Here is a 21,986-nt window from a genome sequence, read left to right as displayed (position 1 = left end):
TGATGGCAACCCGAAAGTCATTCTTACAGCAAAGGTTGTGCCGAACAGCAGGCAGAAACGACAAAGGCCCCTATAGAGGGGCCTTTGTTTTTACATCAATCGCGGATCAGGCGAACGGGTGACGCAGAACGATGGTCTCGTTGCGGTCCGGGCCAGTCGAGACGATGTCGATCGGCGCGCCGATCAGTTGCTCAATGCGCTTGATGTAAGCACGAGCGTTGGCTGGCAGCTCTTCCAGGGTTTTGGCACCCACGGTCGATTCAGTCCAACCCGGTACTTCTTCGTACACAGGCTGCAGCCCCACGTAGCTGTCGGCGTCAGTCGGGGCAACATCGTTACCTTCTGCATCTTTGTAGCCGGTGCAGATGTTGATGGTTTCCAGACCGTCGAGTACGTCCAGCTTGGTCAGGCAGATGCCCGAGATGCTGTTCACATCGATAGCGCGACGCAGGATGACGGCGTCGAACCAACCGCAACGACGGGCACGGCCGGTAGTAGCACCAAACTCGTGACCTTGTTTAGCCAGGTGTGCGCCGACTTCGTCGAACAGTTCAGTCGGGAACGGGCCCGAACCTACGCGCGTGGTGTAAGCCTTGGTAATGCCCAGGATGTAATCCAGGAACATCGGGCCAACACCCGAACCGGTAGCAACGCCACCAGCGGTGGTGTTGGAGCTGGTCACGTAAGGGTAGGTACCGTGGTCGATGTCCAGCAGCGAACCTTGGGCGCCTTCGAACATGATGTCTTTGCCGGCGCGACGCAGGTCGTGCAGCTCGGCAGTGACGTCCAGCATCAGCGGCTTGAGCAGCTCAGCGTATTCTTTGCACTCGGCCAGGGTTTTGTCGAAGTCGATGGCCGGCTCTTTGTAGTAACCGACCAGCATGAAGTTGTGGTACTCCACCAGTTCACGCAGCTTGTCTTCAAAGCGCGGCATGTTGAGCAGGTCGCCAACACGCAGGCCACGACGTGCGACCTTGTCTTCGTAGGCTGGGCCGATGCCACGACCGGTAGTACCGATCTTCAGCTCGCCACGCGCTTTTTCACGGGCCTGGTCCAGCGCAACGTGGAAGGACAGGATCAGCGGGCAGGACGGGCTGATGCGCAGGCGCTCACGCACCGGTACACCCTTCTCTTCCAGCTTGGTGATTTCACGCAGCAGGGCGTCCGGTGCAACCACCACGCCGTTGCCGATCAGGCACTGCACGCCTTCGCGCAGTACGCCCGACGGGATCAGGTGCAGCACGGTCTTTTCACCGTCGATCACCAGGGTGTGGCCCGCGTTGTGGCCACCTTGGTAGCGCACTACGGCGGCAGCATGTTCGGTCAGCAGATCAACGATCTTGCCTTTGCCCTCATCACCCCACTGGGTGCCCAGGACTACGACATTCTTACCCATAACACTTGTCCTCATTCGCGCAAACTTGGCGCCGGCTCTTACCGGCGGGAAATCTCAAATGGCCAGCGGCAGAACCTGCCAAAGCCCGTTTTGCTGAATCAATTGCCGATCGCAATCCGCCTCGACGGCGGCGGTCAGTGGCTGCCCAGGCAATGCCTGAACCACACGCTGACCTTCACTGCGCAATTGGCAGACCGACTGCCAGAGGCCTGCATCGCTGCTGTCGGGCATCCAGATCCCGCCAGAAGGCAACACAACCTCGGCCCGCCCCAGTGTGACCAGGGTCTTCAAATCCGTGGAGAAACCCGTCGCCGGGCGCGCCCGGCCAAAGTCTGCTCCGATGTCGTCATAACGACCGCCCTGGGCGATCGACTGACCGACGCCCGGGACGAAAGCGGCAAACACCACACCGGTGTGGTAGTGGTAGCCGCGCAGCTCGCCCAGGTCGAAATACAACGGCAGTTCCGGGTAACGCGTGGCCAGTCGCTCAGCGATTGCCATCAGGTCATCCAGTGCTGCCAGCACCGCAGCCGGCGCACGGCCAAGGCGCACGCGGGCTTCATTCAATACTTCACGGCCACCGCACAGCTCGGTCAGCGAGCGCAGCATGGTGGCGAGATCGGCTGGCAGGTTGGCGGTCAGCTCGATGACTTCATCGATGGCCTTGCGCTGCAGGGCGTCGAACAGCTGTTGCTCGACGGCACCCGACAAACCAGCAGCACGGGCAAGACCGCGGTAGATACCGACGTGGCCGAGGTCCATGTGCACATCCGGCACGTCGGCCAGTTGCAGCATGGCCAGCAGCAGGCTGATGACCTCTACGTCACTGACCGGGCTGGCATCGCCATACAGCTCGGCACCGAGCTGGATCGGGCTGCGCGAGGTCGACAATGCGCGCGGCTGAGCGTGCAGTACGCTACCGGCGTAGCACAGGCGGCTCGGCCCTTCACGACGCAAGGTGTGCGCATCGATGCGCGCGACCTGCGGGGTGATGTCGGCACGAAAGCCCATCTGCCGACCCGACTGAGGGTCAATTACCTTGAACGTCCGCAGATCCAGGTCCTGGCCGGCACCGGTAAGCAGCGATTCCAGGTACTCGATATGCGGGGTCACGACGAACTCGTAACCCCAGCTCTGGAACAGATCCAACACCTGACGACGCGCGATCTCGATGCGCGCCGCCTCAGGTGGCAGTACTTCTTCGATGCCATCTGGCAGCAGCCAGCGGTCTACCGTTGCCATTACGCCATTTCCCCTTTGGTCCAGGCGGCCTGCCCGCAGGCTAGCCTTGAGTGAAGCAGGTATCGCCAAACTATGACGCGCAGCACTGATTCCAGCGCAACCGCCGTGCCGATACCCTCAAATACCTTGGGCTGCTCTGTAGATCAGCGGCGGATTTCACCGTTCGATCTTGCAGACGCAAAAAAGCCGGGAATTTCCCGGCTGCCGCATCATACACCCGTTTTCACGCAGGAACACCCCGCCAGACGTTTTAACCGCCCGGCGGGGTGCAACCTTGCTACTTGTCTTTGTTCATGAAGCGGAAGAAGTCGCTGCTCGGATCGAGCACCAACACATCGCTCTTGTTGGCAAAGCTTTCACGGTAGGCCTTCAGACTGCGGTAGAACGCGTAGAACTCCTGGTCCTGACCATAGGCCTTGGCGTAGATCGCCGCCGCCTGGGCATCACCGTCACCGCGGGTCTCTTCCGACTCACGATAGGCTTCTGCCAGCAGAACACGGCGCTGACGGTCGGCATCGGCGCGAATACCTTCGGCCAACTCGTTACCTTTGGCGCGGTGCTCGCGAGCTTCACGCTCACGCTCGGTGCTCATACGCTCGAACACGCTGCGGTTCACTTCCTTCGGCAGGTCGATGGCTTTGACGCGAACGTCGACCACTTCGATACCCAGCTCTTTACTGGCCATACGGTTCAGCGAGGCAGTGATGTCAGCCATCAGTGCATCACGTTCACCGGAGACCACTTCGTGCAGGGTGCGTTTACCGAACTGGTCACGCAGGCCGCTTTCCAGACGACGTGACAGACGCTCGTCGGCAATCTGCTTGAGGCCCGAAGTCGCGGTGTAGAAACGCTCGGCATCCTTCACCCGCCATTTGGCGTAGGCATCAACCATGACCGCTTTCTTTTCCAGGGTCAGGAAGCGTTGGGTCGGTGCGTCCAGCGTCATCAGACGGGCGTCGAACTTGCGCACCTGGTTGACGTAAGGAATCTTCATGTGCAGGCCAGGCTGTACATCCGTCTGGACAACACGACCGAAGCGCAGCATGACTGCACGCTCGGTCTGCGACACGATGTAGAAGCTGTTCCAGGCCACGATCGCCAGCACCACGCCAACGATCAGGGCGATCAGCGATTTATTGCTCATCAGCGGCTCTCCCTAGAACGCAACTGTGTTTGCTGCGGTTGCAGCTCCGCCGCCGCGCGGTTGGCCGCCTCATTGACCGAAGCCGGGACGCTGACAGGCACGCTGCTGGAGCGGCTGCTTTCAACCATTTTGTCCAGCGGCAGGTACAGCAGGTTGTTCTGGCCATCTTTGCCAGAAACCAGAACTTTACTGGTGTTGCTGTAGACTTCCTGCATGGTGTCCAGGTACAGGCGCTGACGGGTTACTTCAGGCGCCTTGCGGTACTCGGCAACCAGCTTGGTAAAGCGATCAGCCTCACCCTTGGCGCGCGAGACGACTTCGTCGCGGTAACCGTTGGCATCCTCGATGATCCGCTGAGCCTGACCACGCGCTTCTGGCACCACGCCATTGGCGTAGGACTCGGCCTGGTTGCGGGCACGCTGCTCGTCTTCACGGGCACGGATCACGTCATCGAAGGCCTCTTGCACTTCACGCGGGGCTGCCGCGCTCTGTACGTTGACCTGGGTAACGGTGATGCCGGTACGGTAGGTATCGAGGAAACGCTGCAGGCGCTCCTTGATTTCCACGGCCATCTGCTCACGACCTTCGGTCAGCACCTTGTCCATGGCGGTGGAACCCACCACATGGCGCAGGGCACTGTCGGTCGCGTGCTGCAGGCTGACTTCAGGCTGATCGACGTTCAGCACGAAATCCTGCAGGTTGGTAATTTTGTACTGCACGGTCAGCGGCACTTCGACGATGTTTTCGTCTTCGGTGAGCATCTGCCCCTGCTTGGTGTAGGCACGCTCACGCGTGACGTTTTCCATGTACTTGCGATCGATCGGCGGGAAGTAGATGTTCAGGCCCGGCCCTACGGTTTCGTAGTATTTACCGAAGCGCAGCACGACTGCCTGCTCTTGTTCGTCGACCACATACACGGCGCTGTACAGCCAGATAGCTGCCAGCACGGCCAGACCGACGCCGAGCAGGCCGAAGCCACCACCCTTGCCGATGCCGTTGTCACCACCGCGTTTCTTGCCACTGCCGAACATGCCGTTCAGGCTGTCCTGCAGCTTGCGGAAGGCCTCGTCGAGATCCGGCGGCCCTTTCTTGTCGCCGCCACCGCGGCGCCCGCCCCAAGGATCTTGATTGTTCGAGTTGCCACCCGGCTCATTCCAAGCCATAGCGCTCTCCATCTGATAAAGCAAAGACGCACCCACGGCGCGCCGTCCAATGCTACAGAATGCCTGTCACGGCTGCCCGGCCGCGTCGCCGGGCTTTTATTGCAAAGTGTGTTGCTCGATGAACTCTGCCGGCTTCAGGCCTTCACGACTGACCAGGCGATTGAACTCGACCCGCGACACCCGAATGGCCAGAAGGCTGCTGCCTTCATCGTCGTGCTCTTCACCCTGTACAGCACCCAATGCAAAGAACTGCGCGCGCAACCGCGCAAAACGCTGTTCAAGGCGCAAGGTTCCGATAAACAGGTCATCCCCCAATAATTCGGCGACTGCCTGCCCCACCAGATCCAGGCCACGCCCATCACGCGCCGAAACCCAGACCCGCTGCGGCTTGCCATCGGCATCCCGCTGGATTTGTGGCTCAACGCCTTCAAGCAAGTCGAGTTTGTTATAGACCTCGAGGATCGGCAAGCCTTCTGCACCAATCTCCCCCAAGACTGCCATCACCTGCTCGATCTGCTCCATACGCTCAGGCTCATGGGCGTCGATCACATGCAGGAGCAGATCAGAGTTGCTCGACTCTTCGAGCGTAGCCCGAAAAGCTTCGACCAGCTTGTGCGGCAGGTGGCGAATGAAGCCCACCGTATCGGCCAGGACAATTGGCCCGACATCGTCAAGCTCAAGCCGACGCAGTGTCGGGTCGAGGGTCGCGAACAACTGGTCGGCCGCGTATACCTCGGACTGGGTCAGGGCGTTGAACAGGGTCGATTTACCGGCGTTGGTATAGCCAACCAGAGACACGGAAGGGATGTCCGCACGCTTACGCCCACGGCGAGCCTGCTCGCGCTGGCTGCGTACTTTTTCCAGCCGCGCCTTGATCTGACGCAGGCGTACCCGCAGCAGACGGCGGTCGGTTTCCAGCTGGGTTTCACCCGGGCCACGCAGGCCGATACCACCTTTTTGCCGCTCAAGGTGCGTCCAGCCGCGTACCAGCCGCGTGCTCATGTACTCAAGCTGGGCCAGTTCAACCTGCAGCTTACCCTCATGGGTACGCGCCCGCTGGGCGAAGATATCGAGAATCAGACCGGTGCGGTCAAGCACGCGACACTCGAAGACTCGTTCGAGGTTACGTTCCTGACTGGGAGTAAGGGTGTGATTGAAAATCACCAAATCTACCTGTTCGGCTTTGACCAGGTCGCGCAGTTCCTCGACCTTGCCGCTGCCAATCAGGTATTTGGCGGTGGGCTGATGTCGCGCCACACTGGCGAACGCGACTATATCGGCCCCTGCCGACAGTGCCAGCTCCTGAAACTCCTGCGGATCTTCGCGCGCCTCAGGGTTCTGACCTTCCAAGTGAACGAGGACTGCTCGCTCACCACCACCGTGGCGCTCAAAGAACAAAGCAGACTCCTATCAGGCGTTACCTGGCTCAGCGTCGCCATGCTCGGATTCGGATGCGCTTGGCAGACGGATCGGACGCACAGGAACAACTGTCGAGATAGCGTGCTTGTAAACCATCTGGCTGACGGTGTTTTTCAGCAGGATCACGAACTGGTCGAAGGATTCGATCGTGCCTTGCAGTTTGATGCCGTTAACCAAATAGATCGAAACCCCAACTTTTTCTTTTCTCAAAGTATTCAAGTAAGGGTCTTGTAGCGAATGCCCTTTTGACATATGCCGCACTCCTGTAAGGATCAATAGTAAAAAAACAAAAAAACTGATGGCTCAAGCCGCCCCACCCCCAAGGATAGACGGCAATTACAAGGACTCAGCTCAATATGGAGACCGATCCGAGGTATTTCAAGGTGCGAGACAGATTGTCGCAAGCCAGGCTGTCTAGCCAGTGCAAGTCAGCCCAACTACGCAACCATGTGAATTGCCGTTTCGCCAATTGGCGAGTCGCAATAATGCCGCGCTCCTGCATTTCAACTGATGTTAACTTGCCATCAAGATGATCCCAGACCTGGCGATAGCCAACCGCCCGTATAGACGGCAACCCCGCATGTAAGTCACTTCTGGCTCGCAGCGATCGGACCTCGTCAACGAAGCCCTGTTCCAACATTTGCCCAAATCGTAGCGCAATTCGTTCGTGCAAGACGTGACGATCGGCAGGCGCAATGGCCAGGCTGGCGACAGTATAGGGCAAATGACCCGCCGCCGAAGGGCCTGCAGCGCTACTTTCCGCGGATTGACGTTGGCGGTGAGCCGTCATTGTCATACCGCTGACCCGATAAACTTCCAGCGCGCGAATCAGACGCTGGGGGTCATTCGGGTGAATTCTGGCCGCCGACTCAGGGTCAACCGCCGCCAGTTGCTGGTGCAATCCCTGCAGGCCGATGCGTTCAGCCTCTTCTTCCAGCTCGGCGCGCACCTGTGGATCGGCAGCCGGCATGTCAGCCAGGCCTTCCAGCAGTGCCTTGTAATAAAGCATGGTGCCGCCAACCAGCAGCGGGATTTTACCGCGTGCTGTGATATCAGCCATGGCTTCCAGCGCATCACGGCGAAATTCGGCAGCAGAATAGCTCTGGGCCGGGTCGAGAATGTCGATCAAGCGGTGGGGATGGGCAGCCAACACCTCTTTCGAGGGTTTGGCGGTGCCGATGTCCATGCCGCGATAAATCAACGCCGAATCAACGCTGATCAGCTCGCACGGCAACACGTTGGTCAGCTCGATGGCCAGGTCGGTCTTGCCCGCCGCGGTCGGGCCCATCAGGAATATCGCGGGTGGTTTACCACTCATTTTATCGACCGCGCAGGAACAGTTTATCCAGATCGTCCAGGCCCAGCTGGGTCCAGGTCGGTCGGCCATGGTTACATTGCCCGCTGCGCTCGGTGTTCTCCATATCACGCAACAAGCCGTTCATCTCGGCCACCGCCAGGCGCCGGTTGGCGCGAACGGCGCCGTGGCACGCCATGGTGCCGAGCAACTCGTTCAAATGCGCCTGAATACGGTCGCTGGTGCCGTACTCCATCAAGTCGGCCAGTACATCCTGGACCAAGCGGTTGGCTTCGGCCTGCTTGAGCAGCGCGGGGATCTGACGGATCGCCAGGCTTTCCGGCCCGAGGCGTTGAAGTTCGAAGCCCAGGCGCTGGAACCATTCGGCGTGTTCTTCGGCACAGTCGGCCTCGCGCTGGCTCAATGCCAGGGACTCAGGCACCAGCAGTGGCTGACCGCTCAAGCCTTCGCTGGCCATGGCCACCTTCAAGCGCTCGTACATGATGCGCTCATGGGCGGCGTGCATGTCTACCAACACCAGACCCACGGCATTTTCGGCAAGGATGTAGATGCCTTTGAGCTGAGCGAGGGCGTAGCCCAACGGTGGAATATCACCCTGGCTTTCGGGCAGCGCAACAGGCGCGGCCTCGCTGTTGAGCGGCGAAAAGAACTCACGGTAGACGCTCTGCGCTTCGGCAGCCGGTAGCGCTTGGGCCGGGCGCGGGGTGTACTGGTACTGATATCCGCCACCACCGCCCGTGTTGCTACCGTTGCCCGCGCCGAAGCTGCGCGCAGCCGGTTCGGCCACAGGTTGCTCAAGCACGTTGGCCGCCAGACGCATCTCGCCCTGCGGGCCGAACTCGCCCGCCTGCAGGCCGCTGGGACGGATGATTTCACTGGTTGCGGCCGGTGCAGCCAGTTGATCTTCCGGGCGGACGTCGGCTAAAGCCCGGTGCAAAGTGCCATACAGGAAGTCATGCACCATACGTCCGTCACGGAAGCGCACTTCATGCTTGGTCGGGTGCACGTTGACGTCGACCCCCGTAGGATCGACCTCGAAAAACAGCACGAACGTCGGATGCCGACCATTGAACAGCACATCGCGATACGCCTGGCGCACCGCGTGGGCTACCAACTTGTCGCGCACGGCACGACCGTTGACGAAGAAATACTGCAAATCGGCCTGGCTGCGCGAGAAGGTCGGCAAACCTACCCAACCCCAAAGGTGCAGGCCGTTGCGCTCAATCTCGATGGGCAACGCCTGCTCAAGAAACCCTGGGCCGCAGATCGCCGCCACACGCCGGGCGCGGGCCGTATCATCATGGGCTTCGTGCAGGCTGAGGATGCTCTTGCCGTTGTGGCGCAGGTGAAAAGCCACGTCAAAGCGTGCCAAGGCCAGGCGCCGGATCACTTCTTGAAGGTGATCGAACTCGGTTTTCTCGGTTTTGAGAAACTTGCGCCGCGCCGGTGTATTGAAGAACAGGTCGCGCACTTCAACGGATGTACCCACCGGGTGCGCAGCCGGCTGCACACGCGGGGCCATGTCACGCCCTTCGGTCTCTACTTGCCAGGCCTGCTCGGCATCGCGCGTACGCGATGTGAGGGTCAGACGGGCCACCGAACTGATCGAAGCCAGGGCCTCGCCGCGGAACCCCAGGCTCATCACCCGCTCGAGGTCTTCCAGGTCACGAATCTTGCTGGTGGCGTGACGGGCCAGCGCCAGCGGCAGGTCATCAGCGGCAATGCCACTGCCGTCGTCACGCACCCGCAGCAGCTTGACGCCACCCTGTTCAACTTCAACATCAATACGGCGGGCCCCGGAGTCCAGGCTGTTCTCCAGCAACTCCTTGATCACCGATGCAGGACGCTCGACCACCTCACCGGCGGCGATCTGGTTCGCCAGCCGCGGGCTGAGCAGCTCGATCCGCGCACTCCCACTCATTGCTGGGACGCCAGTGCTGTAGCAGGAATGCTCAGGCTCTGACCCACCTTGAGCTCGTCCGTCTTGAGGTTATTGGCAGAGCGCAAGCTGGCCACGTTGACCTGATAGCGCACGGCGATCATTGCCAAGGTTTCGCCAGGGCGCACGCTGTGTTCACGCGGACCTTGGGCGATCTTGCCGCTGTCACGCAGGAACGCGATATAAGTGCCTGGCGGCGGATTCTGCTGGAAGAACTGGCGCACGCCACTGTGGATCGAGCGCGCCAGGGATTGCTGGTGGCTTGGAGTCGCCAGCTTGGCCGCCTCGTTGGCGTTGGAGATAAAGCCGGTTTCTACCAGAATCGAAGGGATGTCTGGCGATTTGAGCACCATGAACCCGGCCTGCTCGACACGACGCTTGTGCAGCGGGGTGACACGCCCCATGTTGCCCAGCACTTTCTGGCCGACGTTCAGGCTGGAGCTGAGCGATGCGGTCATCGACAGGTCAAGCAGCACGCCGGCCAGCATACGGTCCTTGTCATCGAGGCTGACGTTGCCGGCGCCACCGATCAGGTCGGAACGGTTTTCACTGTCGGCCAGCCAACGGGCGGTTTCCGAGGTTGCACCGCGATCCGACAAGGCGAATACCGAGGCGCCAAAGGCTGCTTTCGACGGTGCAGCGTCGGCATGGATCGAAATGAACAGGTCTGCGCCTTTCTTACGGGCGATTTCCGTACGCTTGCGCAACGGAATGAAATAGTCGCCGGTACGCGTCAGCTCGGCACGGTAGCCTTTTTCGCCGTTGATCTGGCGCTGCAGCTCTTTGGCAATCGACAGCACGATGTCTTTCTCATGTTGCCCCTTGGAGCCTGAAGCACCTGGGTCTTCGCCACCATGGCCCGCATCGATCGCAATGACAATGTCACGCTTGCCGCTGGGCACAGGCGTGAGCTTGATAGCAGGCTGCGCAGGCGTCACCGGTACAGCGGGCGTAGTAGCAACCGGCGGCGTTGGCGGCGGCGACACCGCATCGGCAGCCTGGTCGTACAGGTCGACAACCAGACGATTACCGTACTGGGCGTTGGGCGCCAGGGTGAAGCTCTTGGGCGTCACCGACTTGTTCAGGTCAACCACGACACGCAGGTCGGTCGGCGTACGCTGGGCCGAGCGTACGCTGGTAATCGGGGTATTGGAGGTAGAGACCGTCAGCGGCGCAGCCAGGGTTGCACCATTGATGTCGATAACCAGGCGGTCTGGGGCACTCAGGGTAAAGACGCTATGCTGCACCGGCCCCGAGAGGTCGAATACCAGCCGCGTGTTATCCGGTGCTCGCCACAAACGCACACTTTTGACTTGCGTGACGGCCAAAGCATCAACAGTTACCGCCGTAAGCAGCAATCCTACGACCGCAACCAGTGCGCGAATGCGCATACCTATCCCCATTTTCTATTTGAATTCCAAGGCCAGAGCGGCACACCAGGCTTCGCCACGTGCCCCCTGCGGCGACAGGTTGAGCGAACGACCGCTCGCCTGGGGGCTTATGGTAATGGTCAGGTCGGGCTTTGGCAAAACACCCGCCCCCTTTTGGGGCCATTCGAACAGGCACAGCGCGTCATCTTCGAAATAATCGCGAATTCCGAGGAATTCCAGCTCTTCAGGGTCGACCAAGCGATAGAGGTCGAAGTGGAAGGCACGGATGTCGCCAATCTCGTAGGGTTCAACCACAGTGAAGGTAGGGCTTTTGACCGCACCCTTGTGCCCCAGCCCACGGATAATGCCCCGCGACAGGGTGGTTTTCCCCGCCCCCAGGTCACCTTCCAGAAAAATCACACCGTGACCTTTGGTCACTTCGGCGATACGGCCGCCGAAGCGGACCATGGCCTCTTCATCGGCCAAAAACAGGGTTACACCTGACACGCTGAATGCTCCTCCAATAAATGACGAATCACCGGCACCAGATCACTGGCTGCCAGCCCTCGACCCTGCGCGCCCAACCGCTCTCCCGCACAGGCATGCAACCACACACCCAGGCAGGCGGCGTCCCACGCCGACATACCCTGAGACAAAAATGCCCCCAGCACACCGCTGAGTACATCGCCCAACCCCGCGCCGGCCATGGCGGGATGGCCACGGTTGCACAACCGCAGTTCCCCGGACGGGTCAGCCACCAGGGTGCCCGTGCCTTTGAGTACGCAGATGACCGCGTACTTGCGCGCCAGTTTGCACACTGCACCGGCACGGTCAGCCTGTACCGCTTCGGTAGAGATGCCCAGTAGCCGTGCCGCTTCCCCAGGGTGCGGGGTGATGATCGAGCCCGCCGCCAACGGCAAAGGTACACGGGCCAGCAGGTTCAAGGCATCGGCATCCCACACCTGCGGGGCCTGGGCGTTGGCGACAGCCGACAACAGGCTGCGCCCCCAGGCTGCTTGCCCGAGCCCCGGCCCCACGACCACTACCGAGGCCCGCTCAATCGGTGTCATCAATTGATTGGCCGAGTGCACACCCAGGCACATCACCTCCGGCAGCCGCGCCAAGGCCGCGGGCACATGCTCGCTGCGCGTGACCAGCGAAACCAGCCCGGCGCCACAGCGCAATGCCGCTTCGGCACTGAGCATGACCGCCCCACCCGTTCCACGGTCGCCACCCACCACCAGCACATGGCCAAAGTCGCCTTTCTGGGCCGTCAGTGGGCGAGGCGCCAGTGGCGTCAATACAGCACTGGTAAGGATCTGCGGCTGGTTTGCCGAGTGTTTGGTCTGAGGCATGGGTCAAAGGCTCCGATGTCTGGCAGAATTATACGCACCTGAGTCTGCGTTGCCTTATTTCCCATGTCTGCTGCTACCCCCGATCTTCCCGCACTGGCCCAATCGATCAAGGATTGGGGCAAAGAACTCGGCTTTGCCCACGTTGGTATTGCCGGGGTGGATCTGGCTGAGCACGAACAGCACCTGGAGCGCTGGCTGCAAGCGGGCTACCACGGTGAGATGGACTACATGGGCGCCCACGGCAGCAAGCGCTCGCACCCTGACCAACTGGTGCCGGGTACCCTGCGCGTGGTGTCTTTGCGCATGGATTATCTGCCGGGTGATACGCGCATGGCCCAGCAACTGGCCCAGCCAGAAAAAGCCTACATCTCCCGTTATGCCCTAGGGCGCGATTACCACAAGTTGGTGCGCAAGCGCGTACAGCACCTGGCCGAGCGCATTCAGAAAGAGATCGGCCCGTTTGGCTTTCGTGCGTTCGTTGACAGCGCTCCGGTGCTGGAGAAGGCCATCGCCGAGCAGGCCGGCCTGGGCTGGATCGGCAAGAACACGCTGTTGCTCAACCGCAAAGCGGGTAGCTACTTCTTCCTGGCTGAACTGTTCGTCGACCTGCCGTTGCCGGTCGATCCGCCCCAGGTTAGCGAGCACTGCGGTCGTTGCAGCGCTTGCCTCGACATCTGCCCTACCCAGGCTTTTGTCGGCCCTTACGTGCTGGACGCCAGGCGCTGTATCTCCTACCTGACCATCGAACTGAAAAGTGCTATTCCCGAGGATTTGCGCGCCCTGATCGGCAACCGCGTGTTCGGCTGTGATGACTGCCAGATTGTCTGCCCGTGGAACCGCTTTGCCCGGCCCACCGGCGAGAATGACTTCAAGCCCCGGCACAACCTCGACAGTGCCGGGCTGGCCGAACTGTTCATGTGGGATGAGCAAACCTTTCTCGACAGTACCGAAGGCTCACCGCTGCGCCGCGCAGGTTATGAACGCTGGTTACGGAATTTGGCGGTGGGGCTGGGGAATGCGCCGTCGACTATTCAAGTGCTGGAGGCATTGAAAGCTCGCCAGACGTATCCATCGGAGCTCGTGCGCGAGCACGTGGAGTGGGCGCTAGCTCAGCATTCATCGCGGTGCAAGCCCGCTCCCACCGAGTAGGAGCGGGCTAGCCCCGCGATGCGATTGCCCACTCAATGCTCGTCGTTGTAATGGAACTTCGGCATTTCCCAATGGAAACGAATGGCCAACAAGCGCAGTAGGAGACCGCCAAACAATGTCAGCAGGATGGACTGTTCGCTGGGCACGTTGAAGTGCACACAGCCCAGGTAAAACCAGGCTGCAGCAAACGACACACTGGCATACAGCTCGCGGCGGAAGATCAGCGGGATATCGTTACAGAAAATATCCCGAAGAATACCGCCAAATACACCGGTGATGACGCCACTGATCGAGGCCACCAGCATGCCCTGCCCCATTTCCAGTGCGGTCATGCAACCAATCAAGGTAAAGGCCACCAAGCCCAGCGCATCAAGCACCAGAAACAGCGAGCGTAAGTGACGCATCAATGGCGCGATGAAGATCGTCATCAGTGCGGCGAAGCTGGTCAGCACCAGGTATTCAGGGTGTTTGACCCAAGTCAGCGGGTAATGCCCCAGCAATACGTCGCGCACCGACCCACCGCCCAATGCGGTAACACAGGCGATCAACACCACGCCAAACCAGTCCATCCCGCGCCGCCCGGCAGACAGCGCGCCTGTCATGGCTTCAGCAGTGATTGCAATGAGGTAGAGCATCAACAACATGGTGCGGATCCGTGCAAGGGGGCGCGCAGTCTAACCAGTTGCCTCAAGCACCAAAAGGGGGCACCGCACGGATTGTCTGTACAACCGTGCGGCCAGGCGATCAGAACTTGATGAAGTGCTCACGATAGTGACGCAGTTCATTGATCGATTCGCGGATATCATCCAGGGCCAGGTGAGTACCCCCCTTCTTGAAGCTGTCGCGCACTTCAGGCGCCCAGCGTGCCGCCAGCTCTTTGAGTGTGGAGACATCCAGATTGCGGTAGTGGAAGTAATTTTCCAGGCTGCGCATGTGGCGATAAAGGAAACGACGATCCTGACAGATGCTGTTGCCGCAGATCGGCGACTTGCCTTTCGGCACCCACTGCTCAAGGAAGGCAATGGTCTGGGCCTCGGCCTCGGCCATGCTCACCTTGCTGTCCTTGACCCGTTGCGTCAGGCCAGAAGCGCCGTGGGTGCGGGTGTTCCACTCATCCATGCGCGCCAGCACCTCGTCGCTATGGTGAATGGCAATCACCGGGCCTTCGGCCAAGGTGTTGAGATCACTGTCAGTGACGATAGTGGCCATTTCAATAATGACGTCATTGTCCGGATCCAGACCGGTCATTTCCAGGTCTATCCAGATCAGGTTCTGTGGGTTTTGCATGATTCTGCTCCTCGGTAGGTGCGCAGTTTAGCCTAGTGGAGCGTGCTAAACTCCTCGCCGTTTAATAATGCATGTCTCACACGGAACCTTCATGGCCAAACGCCAGCTCAATCGCCGCCAGAACTGGCGGATCGAAAAAATCCAGGGTGAACGCGCTGCCCGCGCCGCCAAACGCGAACAACAGACCCTGAAGGAGCTCGAAGGCGGCGACCTCGGCCCCGAACAACTCGGCCTGGTGATCGCGCACTTCGGCGTACAGGTCGAGGTCGAAGCTCAAGACGGTGATGACGCCGGCCAGGTGTTCCGCTGCCACTTGCGCGCGAACCTGCCAGCACTGGTCACCGGTGATCGTGTGGTCTGGCGTGCGGGCAACCAGGGCATCGGCGTGATCGTCGCGCAGATGCCGCGCAATACCGAACTGTGCCGCCCCGACAGCCGCGGCCAGCTCAAACCCGTTGCTGCCAACGTCGACCTGATCGTAATTGTCTTCGCTCCGGCACCGGAGCCCCATGCCAACCTGATCGACCGTTATCTGGTCGCTGCCGAACATGCCGGCATACGCCCACTGCTGCTGTTGAACAAGGCCGACCTGATCAATGAGCAAAACGCTCCGGCGCTCAATGCGCTGCTGGCGGTGTACCGGCAACTGGGCTATCCACTGCTGGAAGTCTCGGCCCACCACGGTAATGGCATGCAACAGTTGCAAGCGCAATTGGATGGGCATATCAGCGTCTTTGTGGGGCAGTCGGGCGTCGGCAAATCGTCCTTGGTCAACAGCCTGTTACCCGACGTACAGACCCGCGTAGGCGATCTGTCTGAGTGGTCTGGCCAGGGTACGCATACCACCACGACCGCACGCCTGTACCACTTCCCGGGTGGCGGAGAGCTGATCGACTCCCCGGGCATTCGCGAGTTCGGCCTCGGCCACGTCAGCCGTGCCGATGTTGAAGCAGGCTTTATCGAGTTCACCGACTTGCTGGGTACCTGCCGTTTCCGCGACTGCAAGCACGATCGCGAGCCCGGCTGTGCCCTGCTCAAGGCTCTGGAGGACGGTCGCGTGCAGCAGCAGCGTATGAACAGCTACCGCTCGATCATCGCCAGCTTGCCGCAAGACAGCTACTGATACGCTGGGTGAGGCCCGAAATGGGCCTCAACGCGCGGCATCGTAGGACACGCTCGTGGGAAAAATTACCAAAGGACGTAGGACTCTTCTTTAACTCAGGTAATCCCTTGCTGCGATAAAAGCTTTCATTGATTGTCACCTTTCAAGTTCGCCATGACGAAGCGAATGGTCTCCATGCTCCGAGCGTGAAAGGAATCAACAATGACAATCCGATCCTTACGTTTCAATTGCCCTGCCTGCACACCTGGAGGGCTTGCCTGATGCCTGTCGTTATCAGCTATCGCCACCAACACCGCCTCGATGCCTACGTCATCAGCGAGCGCTTGAAGCTCGAGGGCATTGCCACCCACCTGGATCTGTTCGACGGCGACGCCGGGCACACCGCCGACGATATCAGCGGCCTGCTGTGCAGCAACATCCGCAGTTGTACCCACCTGATCACCGTTCTTTCTCAGGAAAACGCCGACACCTGGTGGGTGCCCTTCCAGCTCGGTGCCGCCACCTTGAGCAATCGCCGTGTGGCGCTGTACCAATGTGCAGAAAGCCCCTTGCCCGACTACCTGGACAAGTGGCCGATCATGAGCGAGCGGGCGCACCTTGACCTGTTCGTACTTGCCTACCACGACGAGCAGACCTTCAACCGCTCGCTTGCCAAAGAAGACAACGACAACGACGCGTTAAACCGGCTTAACGCCGGTTTCTTCCATGCCGACCTGAAGGCCAAGATTCGCCGCGGATTCTGAGCCCTGCAAATAGCACAACGCCCGTGAGCATCGCTGCACACGGGCGTTGTAGTCAGAACGCAGAATTATTCTTTGCTCTCATCCATCTTCAGCACACCTTCTTCGAAGATGTTCAACTTCTGCCGCAACTCACGTGGCTGCATGGGTTCTGCTGTCGGCTCCGCTGGTGCCGGGGCCGGAGTGACAGGCGCAGGCGCGCTGGCGCCTGGCGCAGTACCCTCGGGTGCTGCCGGTTGAGGTTGCTCACCTTCAATGGTGCGCTGGGCTTTTTTGGTCAGCACAATAATGTCGATGCGCCGGTTCACTGGGTTGAACGGGTTCGCCCGGTCAAACAGCGATGACGAGGCATAGCCCACCACCCGCGCCACCTGATCGTCCGGATAACCACCGGCCACCAGCGCGCGGCGTGCTGCGTTGGCACGGTTGGCCGACAGCTCCCAGTTGCCAAAATCACCTGTGCCAGCGTACGGCTTGGCATCGGTATGGCCACTGATACTGATCTTGTTCGGCACCGCTTTGATGGTGTCTGCCATCGCCAGCAGAATGTCCTCGAAGTACGGCTGCAAGTGCGCGCTACCCAAGTCGAACATTGGCCGGTTCTCGGCATCCATGATCTGGATACGCAGGCCATCCTGAGTAATTTCGAAGAGGATCTGATCCTTGAACTTCTGCAGTTGCGGGTTTTCTTCAACCTTGTTCTGCAACTCTTGCAAGAGCAACTCAAGACGCTCGCGCTCAACTTGCTCGGCCATGCTTTCAACCTTGTCCTGATCCAGTTGAATGCTGGTATCCGGGGTCGGCTCGGATTTTACTTCCGGGTTGATGGTCTTTTCCGGTGCGAGCTGCGGCGAACCACCAAGGTCAATAATGTAGGGCGTACCGCTTTCAGAAAAGCCGATAGGATCTTTGAAGTAGCCGGCAATGGCGATCTTCTGCTCTGGTGTTGCAGTCGACAGCAGCCAGAGCACCAGAAAGAACGCCATCATCGCCGTGGCAAAGTCGGCGAAGGCGATTTTCCAGGCGCCGCCGTGGTGGCCGTCGCCAAAGCGCTTTACGCGCTTGACGATAATGGGCTGGTTGTTCTCCATGACTTAGCGACCGCGAACTGCTTGTTCCAGCTCGGCGAAGCTCGGACGGTGGGCTGGGAACAGCACCTTGCGCCCGAACTCCACGGCCAGCGATGGCGGCATGCCAGAAGCCGAAGCCACCAGCGAAGCCTTGATGGCTTCGTAGACGTTAAGCTCTTCCCGGGCATCCTGGCGCAGGCAGGTCGCCAGCGGGCCGAAGAAGCCATAAGCCGCGAGAATACCGAAGAAGGTACCCACCAGTGCCGCCCCCACGTGCAAACCGATGGATTTCTGGTCGCCATCGCCCAGCGAGGCCATGGTCACCACGATCCCCAGTACCGCCGCAACGATACCGAAGCCAGGCATACCATCAGCAATACCGTTTACGGCATGGGACGGGTGCTCAAGCTCTTCTTTCATGCTCAGCAGCTCCATGTCGAACAGGCCTTCAAGCTCATGCGGAGCCATGTTGCCGGTGGACATGATGCGCAGGTAATCGCAGATAAACGCCGTCATGCGCTCGTCGCCCAGCACAGCGGGGTATTTGGCAAAAATCGGACTGGCAGCGGCGTCTTCGATATCGGCTTCGATCGCCATCATGCCTTCACGCCGGCTTTTGTTCAGAATCTCGTAGATCAACCCGAGCACTTCGATATAGAAGGTGTGGGTAAAGCGCGTACCGAACATCTTCAGCGACTTTTTGATTACATGCATGGTCATGTAACCGGGGTTCGCTTGCAGGAACGCACCAAAGGCCGCACCACCGATGATCAACACCTCAAAAGGCTGAATCAGTGCTGCAATTTTGCCGTGGGACAGAACATATCCGCCGAGCACACTCGCGAATACGACGATGATGCCGATAATTTTAGCCATAGATTGAAAGCGCTTACTGTCGTGGTCAGGGTCGTGGGCGGAAGTTAATAAAACTCTTCTTCTACTTATCGGCAGATCTGCGCCAGACTATAGTCAGTCAAGGCGAAAAGCCAGTTCGGCCCCCATCAGCATGCCAATTGAATCCATCGTGCCAGATCAAACACCAAAAACACTCGATGCCTGGGTCAAACTTCTCGATAGCGTGCGACTGCCTGTCCCCCAGACCAGTTACGAACGGGTGAATGCTGCCATTGCCGACAGCCGCCGTTCGCTGCGCGATATCGCCGAGATCATGCAAAGCAGTCCTAGCCTGGTGCTGAGCGTGATGCGTGAGGCCAACCACCACACCAACTCCAGCATCGGCGAACCGGCCGAAAGCCTTGAAATAGCCTTGAATCGTTTAGGCCTGGCACGCACGGCGGCACTGCTGGAGCGCCTGCCTGCACTTCCCGAACGCGAGATTTCGCCAGCCTTGCGCCAATTGCAGTTGGTGAGTCAGCACGCCAGCCAGCAAGCCAACGGCTTGTTTGCCAGCCGTCTGGCGCGGCTCTGGCAGGAAATACACTGGGGCAGCCTGCTGTTCCTGTCACCGCTCTGGCCGCTGGCCCTGACCTTCCCCAAACACATGGAAGAGTGGGAGTTGCGGGTCGTACACAAGGGCGAGTCGGCGCCAAAAGTTGAAATGGAATTGTTCGGGGTGCGTGTGCTGAGCTTGTGCAAAGCCCTGGCTGAGCACTGGCGCCTGCCAGACTGGGTCACCCGCGGCTATCACCTGTTGCAGGATGAACGCCGCTTTCTCGCCCAGGCACTGCATATTGCCCGCGAGCAAAACAGCCTGCGCCAACAACAGCGCCTGGACGAACAGCCGAACCTGCGCCGCTGGTTCAATCAACCGGCCAACACCGTACTGCTGGCCAACGGCCTGGCGCTGGCGGCCCAAGTGGGCTGGACCAGCCCTCATGTGCGGCGCTGGCAATTACTCATCAGTCTGTACCTGCAGGTGGGCATAGACGATGTGCAACAGCTGACACACCAACAAGCAGCAAGCAGCGCCCGTCAGCATGCCTGCCATGATCTGTTTCACCCGGCTGAAGCTTTGCTCTGGCCCTGGTATCAAAGGCGTAGGCACCCAGGACAGATTGCCCCACCACCGCCCTCGCCCCAGGCCCTGAGCACCTGGCGCAAGCTTTGTGCCGAGCTGCTGATTGAGCCCAGCCCCTTCACCAATGCCATCCACCTGGCCACCCTGGCTCGTGACGCCTTGGTCGCCTGCGGCATGCAGCGGCTGTTACTGCTGATGACCGATAAATCCCTGACACAGTTGCGGGTTCAGCAACTGGCCGGAGTGCCGACTGAAGCCGCTAGCCTGGTACTGTCTATCGAGCAAAGCAAACTGCTCCAGCGCTTGATGAGCGCCTCGGCGCAACTGCGCCTGACGCCAGAAAACCAAGCACAGTTCTCTGCACTGCTGCCACCCCCGCTCCGCGCCCTGTTTCGCAGCGAGCATGTGTTGCTGCGGTCGCTGTCGAGCAATGGTCGGGTGGTGATGCTGCTGGTTGCCGATCAAGGTGCAAAACCGCTGACCGACATCAGCGTGCAAGCCTTCGGCAAAACCGCGCAATGTATCGAACGAGCCTTGACCGCCTTCAGCAACCGCAGCGCCTGACCCATGCGCTACAATCGCCCCCTCTGCTCTACTCTGGAGACTCTGGATGACTGACTTTTCTGGCTTGCCCCTGGTAATCGAGCCGGCTGATCTGCAAGCCCGGCTGGATGTACCCGAGTTGATCCTGGTAGACCTGACCAGTGCCAATCGCTATGGCAGCGGTCATGTTCCAGGGGCTCGCTTCGTTGATCCCAAGCGTACGCAACTGGGCCAGCCCCCGGCGCCGGGCCTGCTGCCGGCCAAAGCCGATCTGGAAAAGCTGTTTGCCGAGCTTGGCCACAACGCCAATGCGGTCTATGTGGTCTATGACGACGAAGGCGGTGGCTGGGCCGGGCGCTTTATCTGGCTGCTGGATGTGATTGGCCATAAACGCTACCACTACCTCAACGGCGGTGCTCAGGCCTGGCCTGCAAGCACCCTCAGCACTGAGGTGCCCGCGCCAGCCAACGCTACCGTGCACCTGACCTTGCACGAAGAGCCCACGGCCACCCGCGAATACCTGCAAAGCCGCCTCGGCGCTGCCGACCTGGCAATCTGGGATGCTCGCAGCCCGGCCGAGTACCGCGGCGAGAAAGTCCTGGCCGCCAAAGGCGGGCACATTCCCGGCGCAGTCAACTTTGAGTGGACTGCCGGCATGGACATGAACAACGCCCTGCGCATTCGCAAAGACATGCCCGAGATCCTCGAAAATCTGGGTATCAGCAAAGACAAGGAAGTGGTTACCCACTGCCAGACACACCACCGTTCCGGCTTTACCTACCTGGTAGCCAAGCATCTGGGCTACCCTCGGGTCAAAGCCTATGCCGGATCCTGGGGCGAATGGGGCAACCACCCCGATACCCCTGTTGAAGTTTAAGGAAACCTAATGAAATCCCGCTTGTTCATCATCAGTCAGTACCTGCTGCCTCATCACCTGCTGTCGCGCCTGGCCGGTTGCGTCGCCGAGTGCCGCGTGCGTTGGTTCAAGAATGCCTTCACCAGCTGGTTCGCCAAGCGTTTCCAGGTCGATATGTCTCAGGCCCTGGTTGAAGACCTGACCGCCTACGAGCACTTCAACGCCTTCTTCACCCGCGCCCTGAAGCCAGGTGCTCGTCCGCTCGACGAGACCCCGGGCGCCATCGTCTGCCCTGCAGACGGTGCTGTCAGCCAACTGGGAGCCATTGAACACGGCCGCATCTTCCAGGCCAAAGGCCACAGCTTCAGTGCCCTTGAACTGCTGGGTGGCGACCCTGCCAATGCGGCGCCGTTCATGGGTGGCGAATTTGCCACTATTTACCTGTCGCCCAAGGACTACCACCGTGTGCACATGCCACTGGCTGGTACCTTGCGTGAAATGATCTATGTGCCGGGCCGGTTGTTCTCGGTCAACAAGACCACCGCTGAAAACGTACCGGAACTGTTTGCCCGCAACGAGCGCGTGGTGTGCTTGTTCGATACCGAGCGCGGGCCAATGGCCGTAGTGCTGGTCGGTGCGATGATCGTGGCTTCGATTGAAACCGTCTGGGCCGGCCTGGTGACGCCACCGAAGCGCGAATTGAAGACATTCCGCTACGACGAAGCCAGCCGTGCGCCGATCCACCTGGAAAAAGGTGCAGAGCTTGGCCGCTTCAAGCTGGGCTCGACAGCGGTCGTACTGTTTGGCCCCGAGCAAGTCAAATGGGCTGAAGAACTCGGTGCTGGCTCGGTGGTGAGCATGGGCCAGCGCTTGGCATTGCCAGCCCAGGCTTGATGC

General features: G+C 60.1%; 21 protein-coding genes. 6 read left to right on the top strand and 15 right to left on the bottom strand.

Annotated elements, in window-relative coordinates:
* Positions 1-106: 106 nt before the first annotated feature.
* From E1573_RS05895 to E1573_RS05845, 11 genes are all read right to left on the bottom strand, one after another.
* Positions 107-1,396: an adenylosuccinate synthase gene (locus tag E1573_RS05895; protein ID WP_133211560.1), complete on the bottom strand. Its 1,290-nt coding sequence runs from the start codon at positions 1,394-1,396 to the stop codon at positions 107-109.
* 54 nt (positions 1,397-1,450) lie between these two features.
* Positions 1,451-2,638, bottom strand: a complete 1,188-nt coding sequence (locus E1573_RS05890; RefSeq protein WP_133211558.1) for an ATP phosphoribosyltransferase regulatory subunit — start codon at positions 2,636-2,638, stop codon at positions 1,451-1,453.
* A gap of 277 nt (positions 2,639-2,915) precedes the next feature.
* A complete protein-coding gene (hflC, locus tag E1573_RS05885; RefSeq protein WP_133211556.1) occupies positions 2,916-3,782 on the bottom strand; it encodes a protease modulator HflC in 867 nt (288 codons plus the stop codon).
* Complete coding sequence (gene hflK / locus E1573_RS05880; RefSeq protein WP_133211554.1) at positions 3,782-4,945, bottom strand: FtsH protease activity modulator HflK; 1,164 nt, start codon at positions 4,943-4,945, stop codon at positions 3,782-3,784. The genes hflC and hflK overlap by 1 nt, the downstream gene beginning before the upstream one ends.
* Positions 4,946-5,041: 96 nt before the next feature.
* Entirely contained in the window at positions 5,042-6,343 is a 1,302-nt protein-coding gene (gene hflX, locus E1573_RS05875) for a ribosome rescue GTPase HflX (RefSeq protein ID WP_133211552.1), read from the bottom strand.
* Positions 6,344-6,355: 12 nt separating this feature from the next.
* Positions 6,356-6,616, bottom strand: coding sequence for an RNA chaperone Hfq (hfq, locus tag E1573_RS05870; protein WP_028945676.1), 261 nt, complete (start codon positions 6,614-6,616; stop codon positions 6,356-6,358).
* A gap of 94 nt (positions 6,617-6,710) precedes the next feature.
* A complete protein-coding gene (miaA, locus tag E1573_RS05865; protein ID WP_133211689.1) occupies positions 6,711-7,682 on the bottom strand; it encodes a tRNA (adenosine(37)-N6)-dimethylallyltransferase MiaA in 972 nt (323 codons plus the stop codon).
* 1 nt (position 7,683) lies between these two features.
* Complete coding sequence (mutL, locus tag E1573_RS05860) at positions 7,684-9,600, bottom strand: DNA mismatch repair endonuclease MutL (protein ID WP_133211550.1); 1,917 nt, start codon at positions 9,598-9,600, stop codon at positions 7,684-7,686.
* Positions 9,597-11,021, bottom strand: a complete 1,425-nt coding sequence (locus E1573_RS05855; protein WP_218568361.1) for an N-acetylmuramoyl-L-alanine amidase — start codon at positions 11,019-11,021, stop codon at positions 9,597-9,599. Before E1573_RS05855 ends, mutL begins: the two co-directional genes overlap by 4 nt.
* Positions 11,022-11,024: 3 nt before the next feature.
* Positions 11,025-11,495: a tRNA (adenosine(37)-N6)-threonylcarbamoyltransferase complex ATPase subunit type 1 TsaE gene (gene tsaE / locus E1573_RS05850; RefSeq protein WP_133211546.1), complete on the bottom strand. Its 471-nt coding sequence runs from the start codon at positions 11,493-11,495 to the stop codon at positions 11,025-11,027.
* Positions 11,483-12,343 carry an NAD(P)H-hydrate dehydratase gene (locus E1573_RS05845; RefSeq protein ID WP_133211544.1) on the bottom strand — a complete coding sequence of 287 codons (861 nt, stop codon included), beginning with the start codon at positions 12,341-12,343 and terminating at the stop codon, positions 11,483-11,485. Before E1573_RS05845 ends, tsaE begins: the two co-directional genes overlap by 13 nt.
* Before the next feature lie 63 nt (positions 12,344-12,406).
* Between E1573_RS05845 and queG the strand changes: the two genes are divergently transcribed.
* Positions 12,407-13,492: a tRNA epoxyqueuosine(34) reductase QueG gene (queG, locus tag E1573_RS05840; RefSeq protein ID WP_133211542.1), complete on the top strand. Its 1,086-nt coding sequence runs from the start codon at positions 12,407-12,409 to the stop codon at positions 13,490-13,492.
* A gap of 32 nt (positions 13,493-13,524) precedes the next feature.
* On the opposite strand, the gene E1573_RS05835 is transcribed toward queG, so the two are convergent.
* Positions 13,525-14,136, bottom strand: a complete 612-nt coding sequence (locus tag E1573_RS05835) for a trimeric intracellular cation channel family protein (protein ID WP_133211540.1) — start codon at positions 14,134-14,136, stop codon at positions 13,525-13,527.
* A gap of 100 nt (positions 14,137-14,236) precedes the next feature.
* The gene (orn, locus tag E1573_RS05830) at positions 14,237-14,779 is read right to left on the bottom strand and encodes an oligoribonuclease (RefSeq protein WP_133211538.1); all 543 of its coding nucleotides are present in this window, start codon (positions 14,777-14,779) and stop codon (positions 14,237-14,239) included.
* Positions 14,780-14,870: 91 nt separating this feature from the next.
* On the opposite strand from orn, the gene rsgA reads away from it, so the two are divergent.
* Entirely contained in the window at positions 14,871-15,902 is a 1,032-nt protein-coding gene (gene rsgA, locus E1573_RS05825) for a small ribosomal subunit biogenesis GTPase RsgA (RefSeq protein WP_133211536.1), read from the top strand.
* Positions 15,903-16,162: 260 nt separating this feature from the next.
* Positions 16,163-16,645 carry a TIR domain-containing protein gene (locus E1573_RS05820; RefSeq protein ID WP_133211534.1) on the top strand — a complete coding sequence of 161 codons (483 nt, stop codon included), beginning with the start codon at positions 16,163-16,165 and terminating at the stop codon, positions 16,643-16,645.
* A gap of 65 nt (positions 16,646-16,710) precedes the next feature.
* Here E1573_RS05820 and motB read toward each other — a convergent pair whose 3' ends face one another.
* Positions 16,711-17,733, bottom strand: a complete 1,023-nt coding sequence (gene motB / locus E1573_RS05815; RefSeq protein WP_133211532.1) for a flagellar motor protein MotB — start codon at positions 17,731-17,733, stop codon at positions 16,711-16,713.
* A 3-nt stretch (positions 17,734-17,736) separates the two neighbouring features.
* Positions 17,737-18,588, bottom strand: coding sequence for a flagellar motor stator protein MotA (gene motA, locus E1573_RS05810; RefSeq protein ID WP_133211530.1), 852 nt, complete (start codon positions 18,586-18,588; stop codon positions 17,737-17,739).
* A 130-nt stretch (positions 18,589-18,718) separates the two neighbouring features.
* On the opposite strand from motA, the gene E1573_RS05805 reads away from it, so the two are divergent.
* The 3 genes from E1573_RS05805 to asd are packed head-to-tail and all read left to right on the top strand — an operon-like array spanning position 18,719 to position 21,983.
* Positions 18,719-20,254, top strand: a complete 1,536-nt coding sequence (locus E1573_RS05805) for an HDOD domain-containing protein (protein WP_133211528.1) — start codon at positions 18,719-18,721, stop codon at positions 20,252-20,254.
* A 46-nt stretch (positions 20,255-20,300) separates the two neighbouring features.
* The gene (locus E1573_RS05800; protein ID WP_133211526.1) at positions 20,301-21,110 is read left to right on the top strand and encodes a rhodanese-like domain-containing protein; all 810 of its coding nucleotides are present in this window, start codon (positions 20,301-20,303) and stop codon (positions 21,108-21,110) included.
* Between the two features lie 9 nt (positions 21,111-21,119).
* Positions 21,120-21,983 (top strand): archaetidylserine decarboxylase, encoded by an 864-nt coding sequence (asd, locus tag E1573_RS05795; protein ID WP_133211524.1) that lies wholly within the window; start codon positions 21,120-21,122, stop codon positions 21,981-21,983.
* Positions 21,984-21,986: the final 3 nt, after the last annotated feature.

It is taken from the genome of Pseudomonas sp. H9, assembly GCF_004353925.1.
Classification (GTDB): Bacteria; Pseudomonadota; Gammaproteobacteria; order Pseudomonadales; family Pseudomonadaceae; genus Aquipseudomonas.
This window is presented reverse-complemented; position numbering and strand designations above follow the sequence as displayed.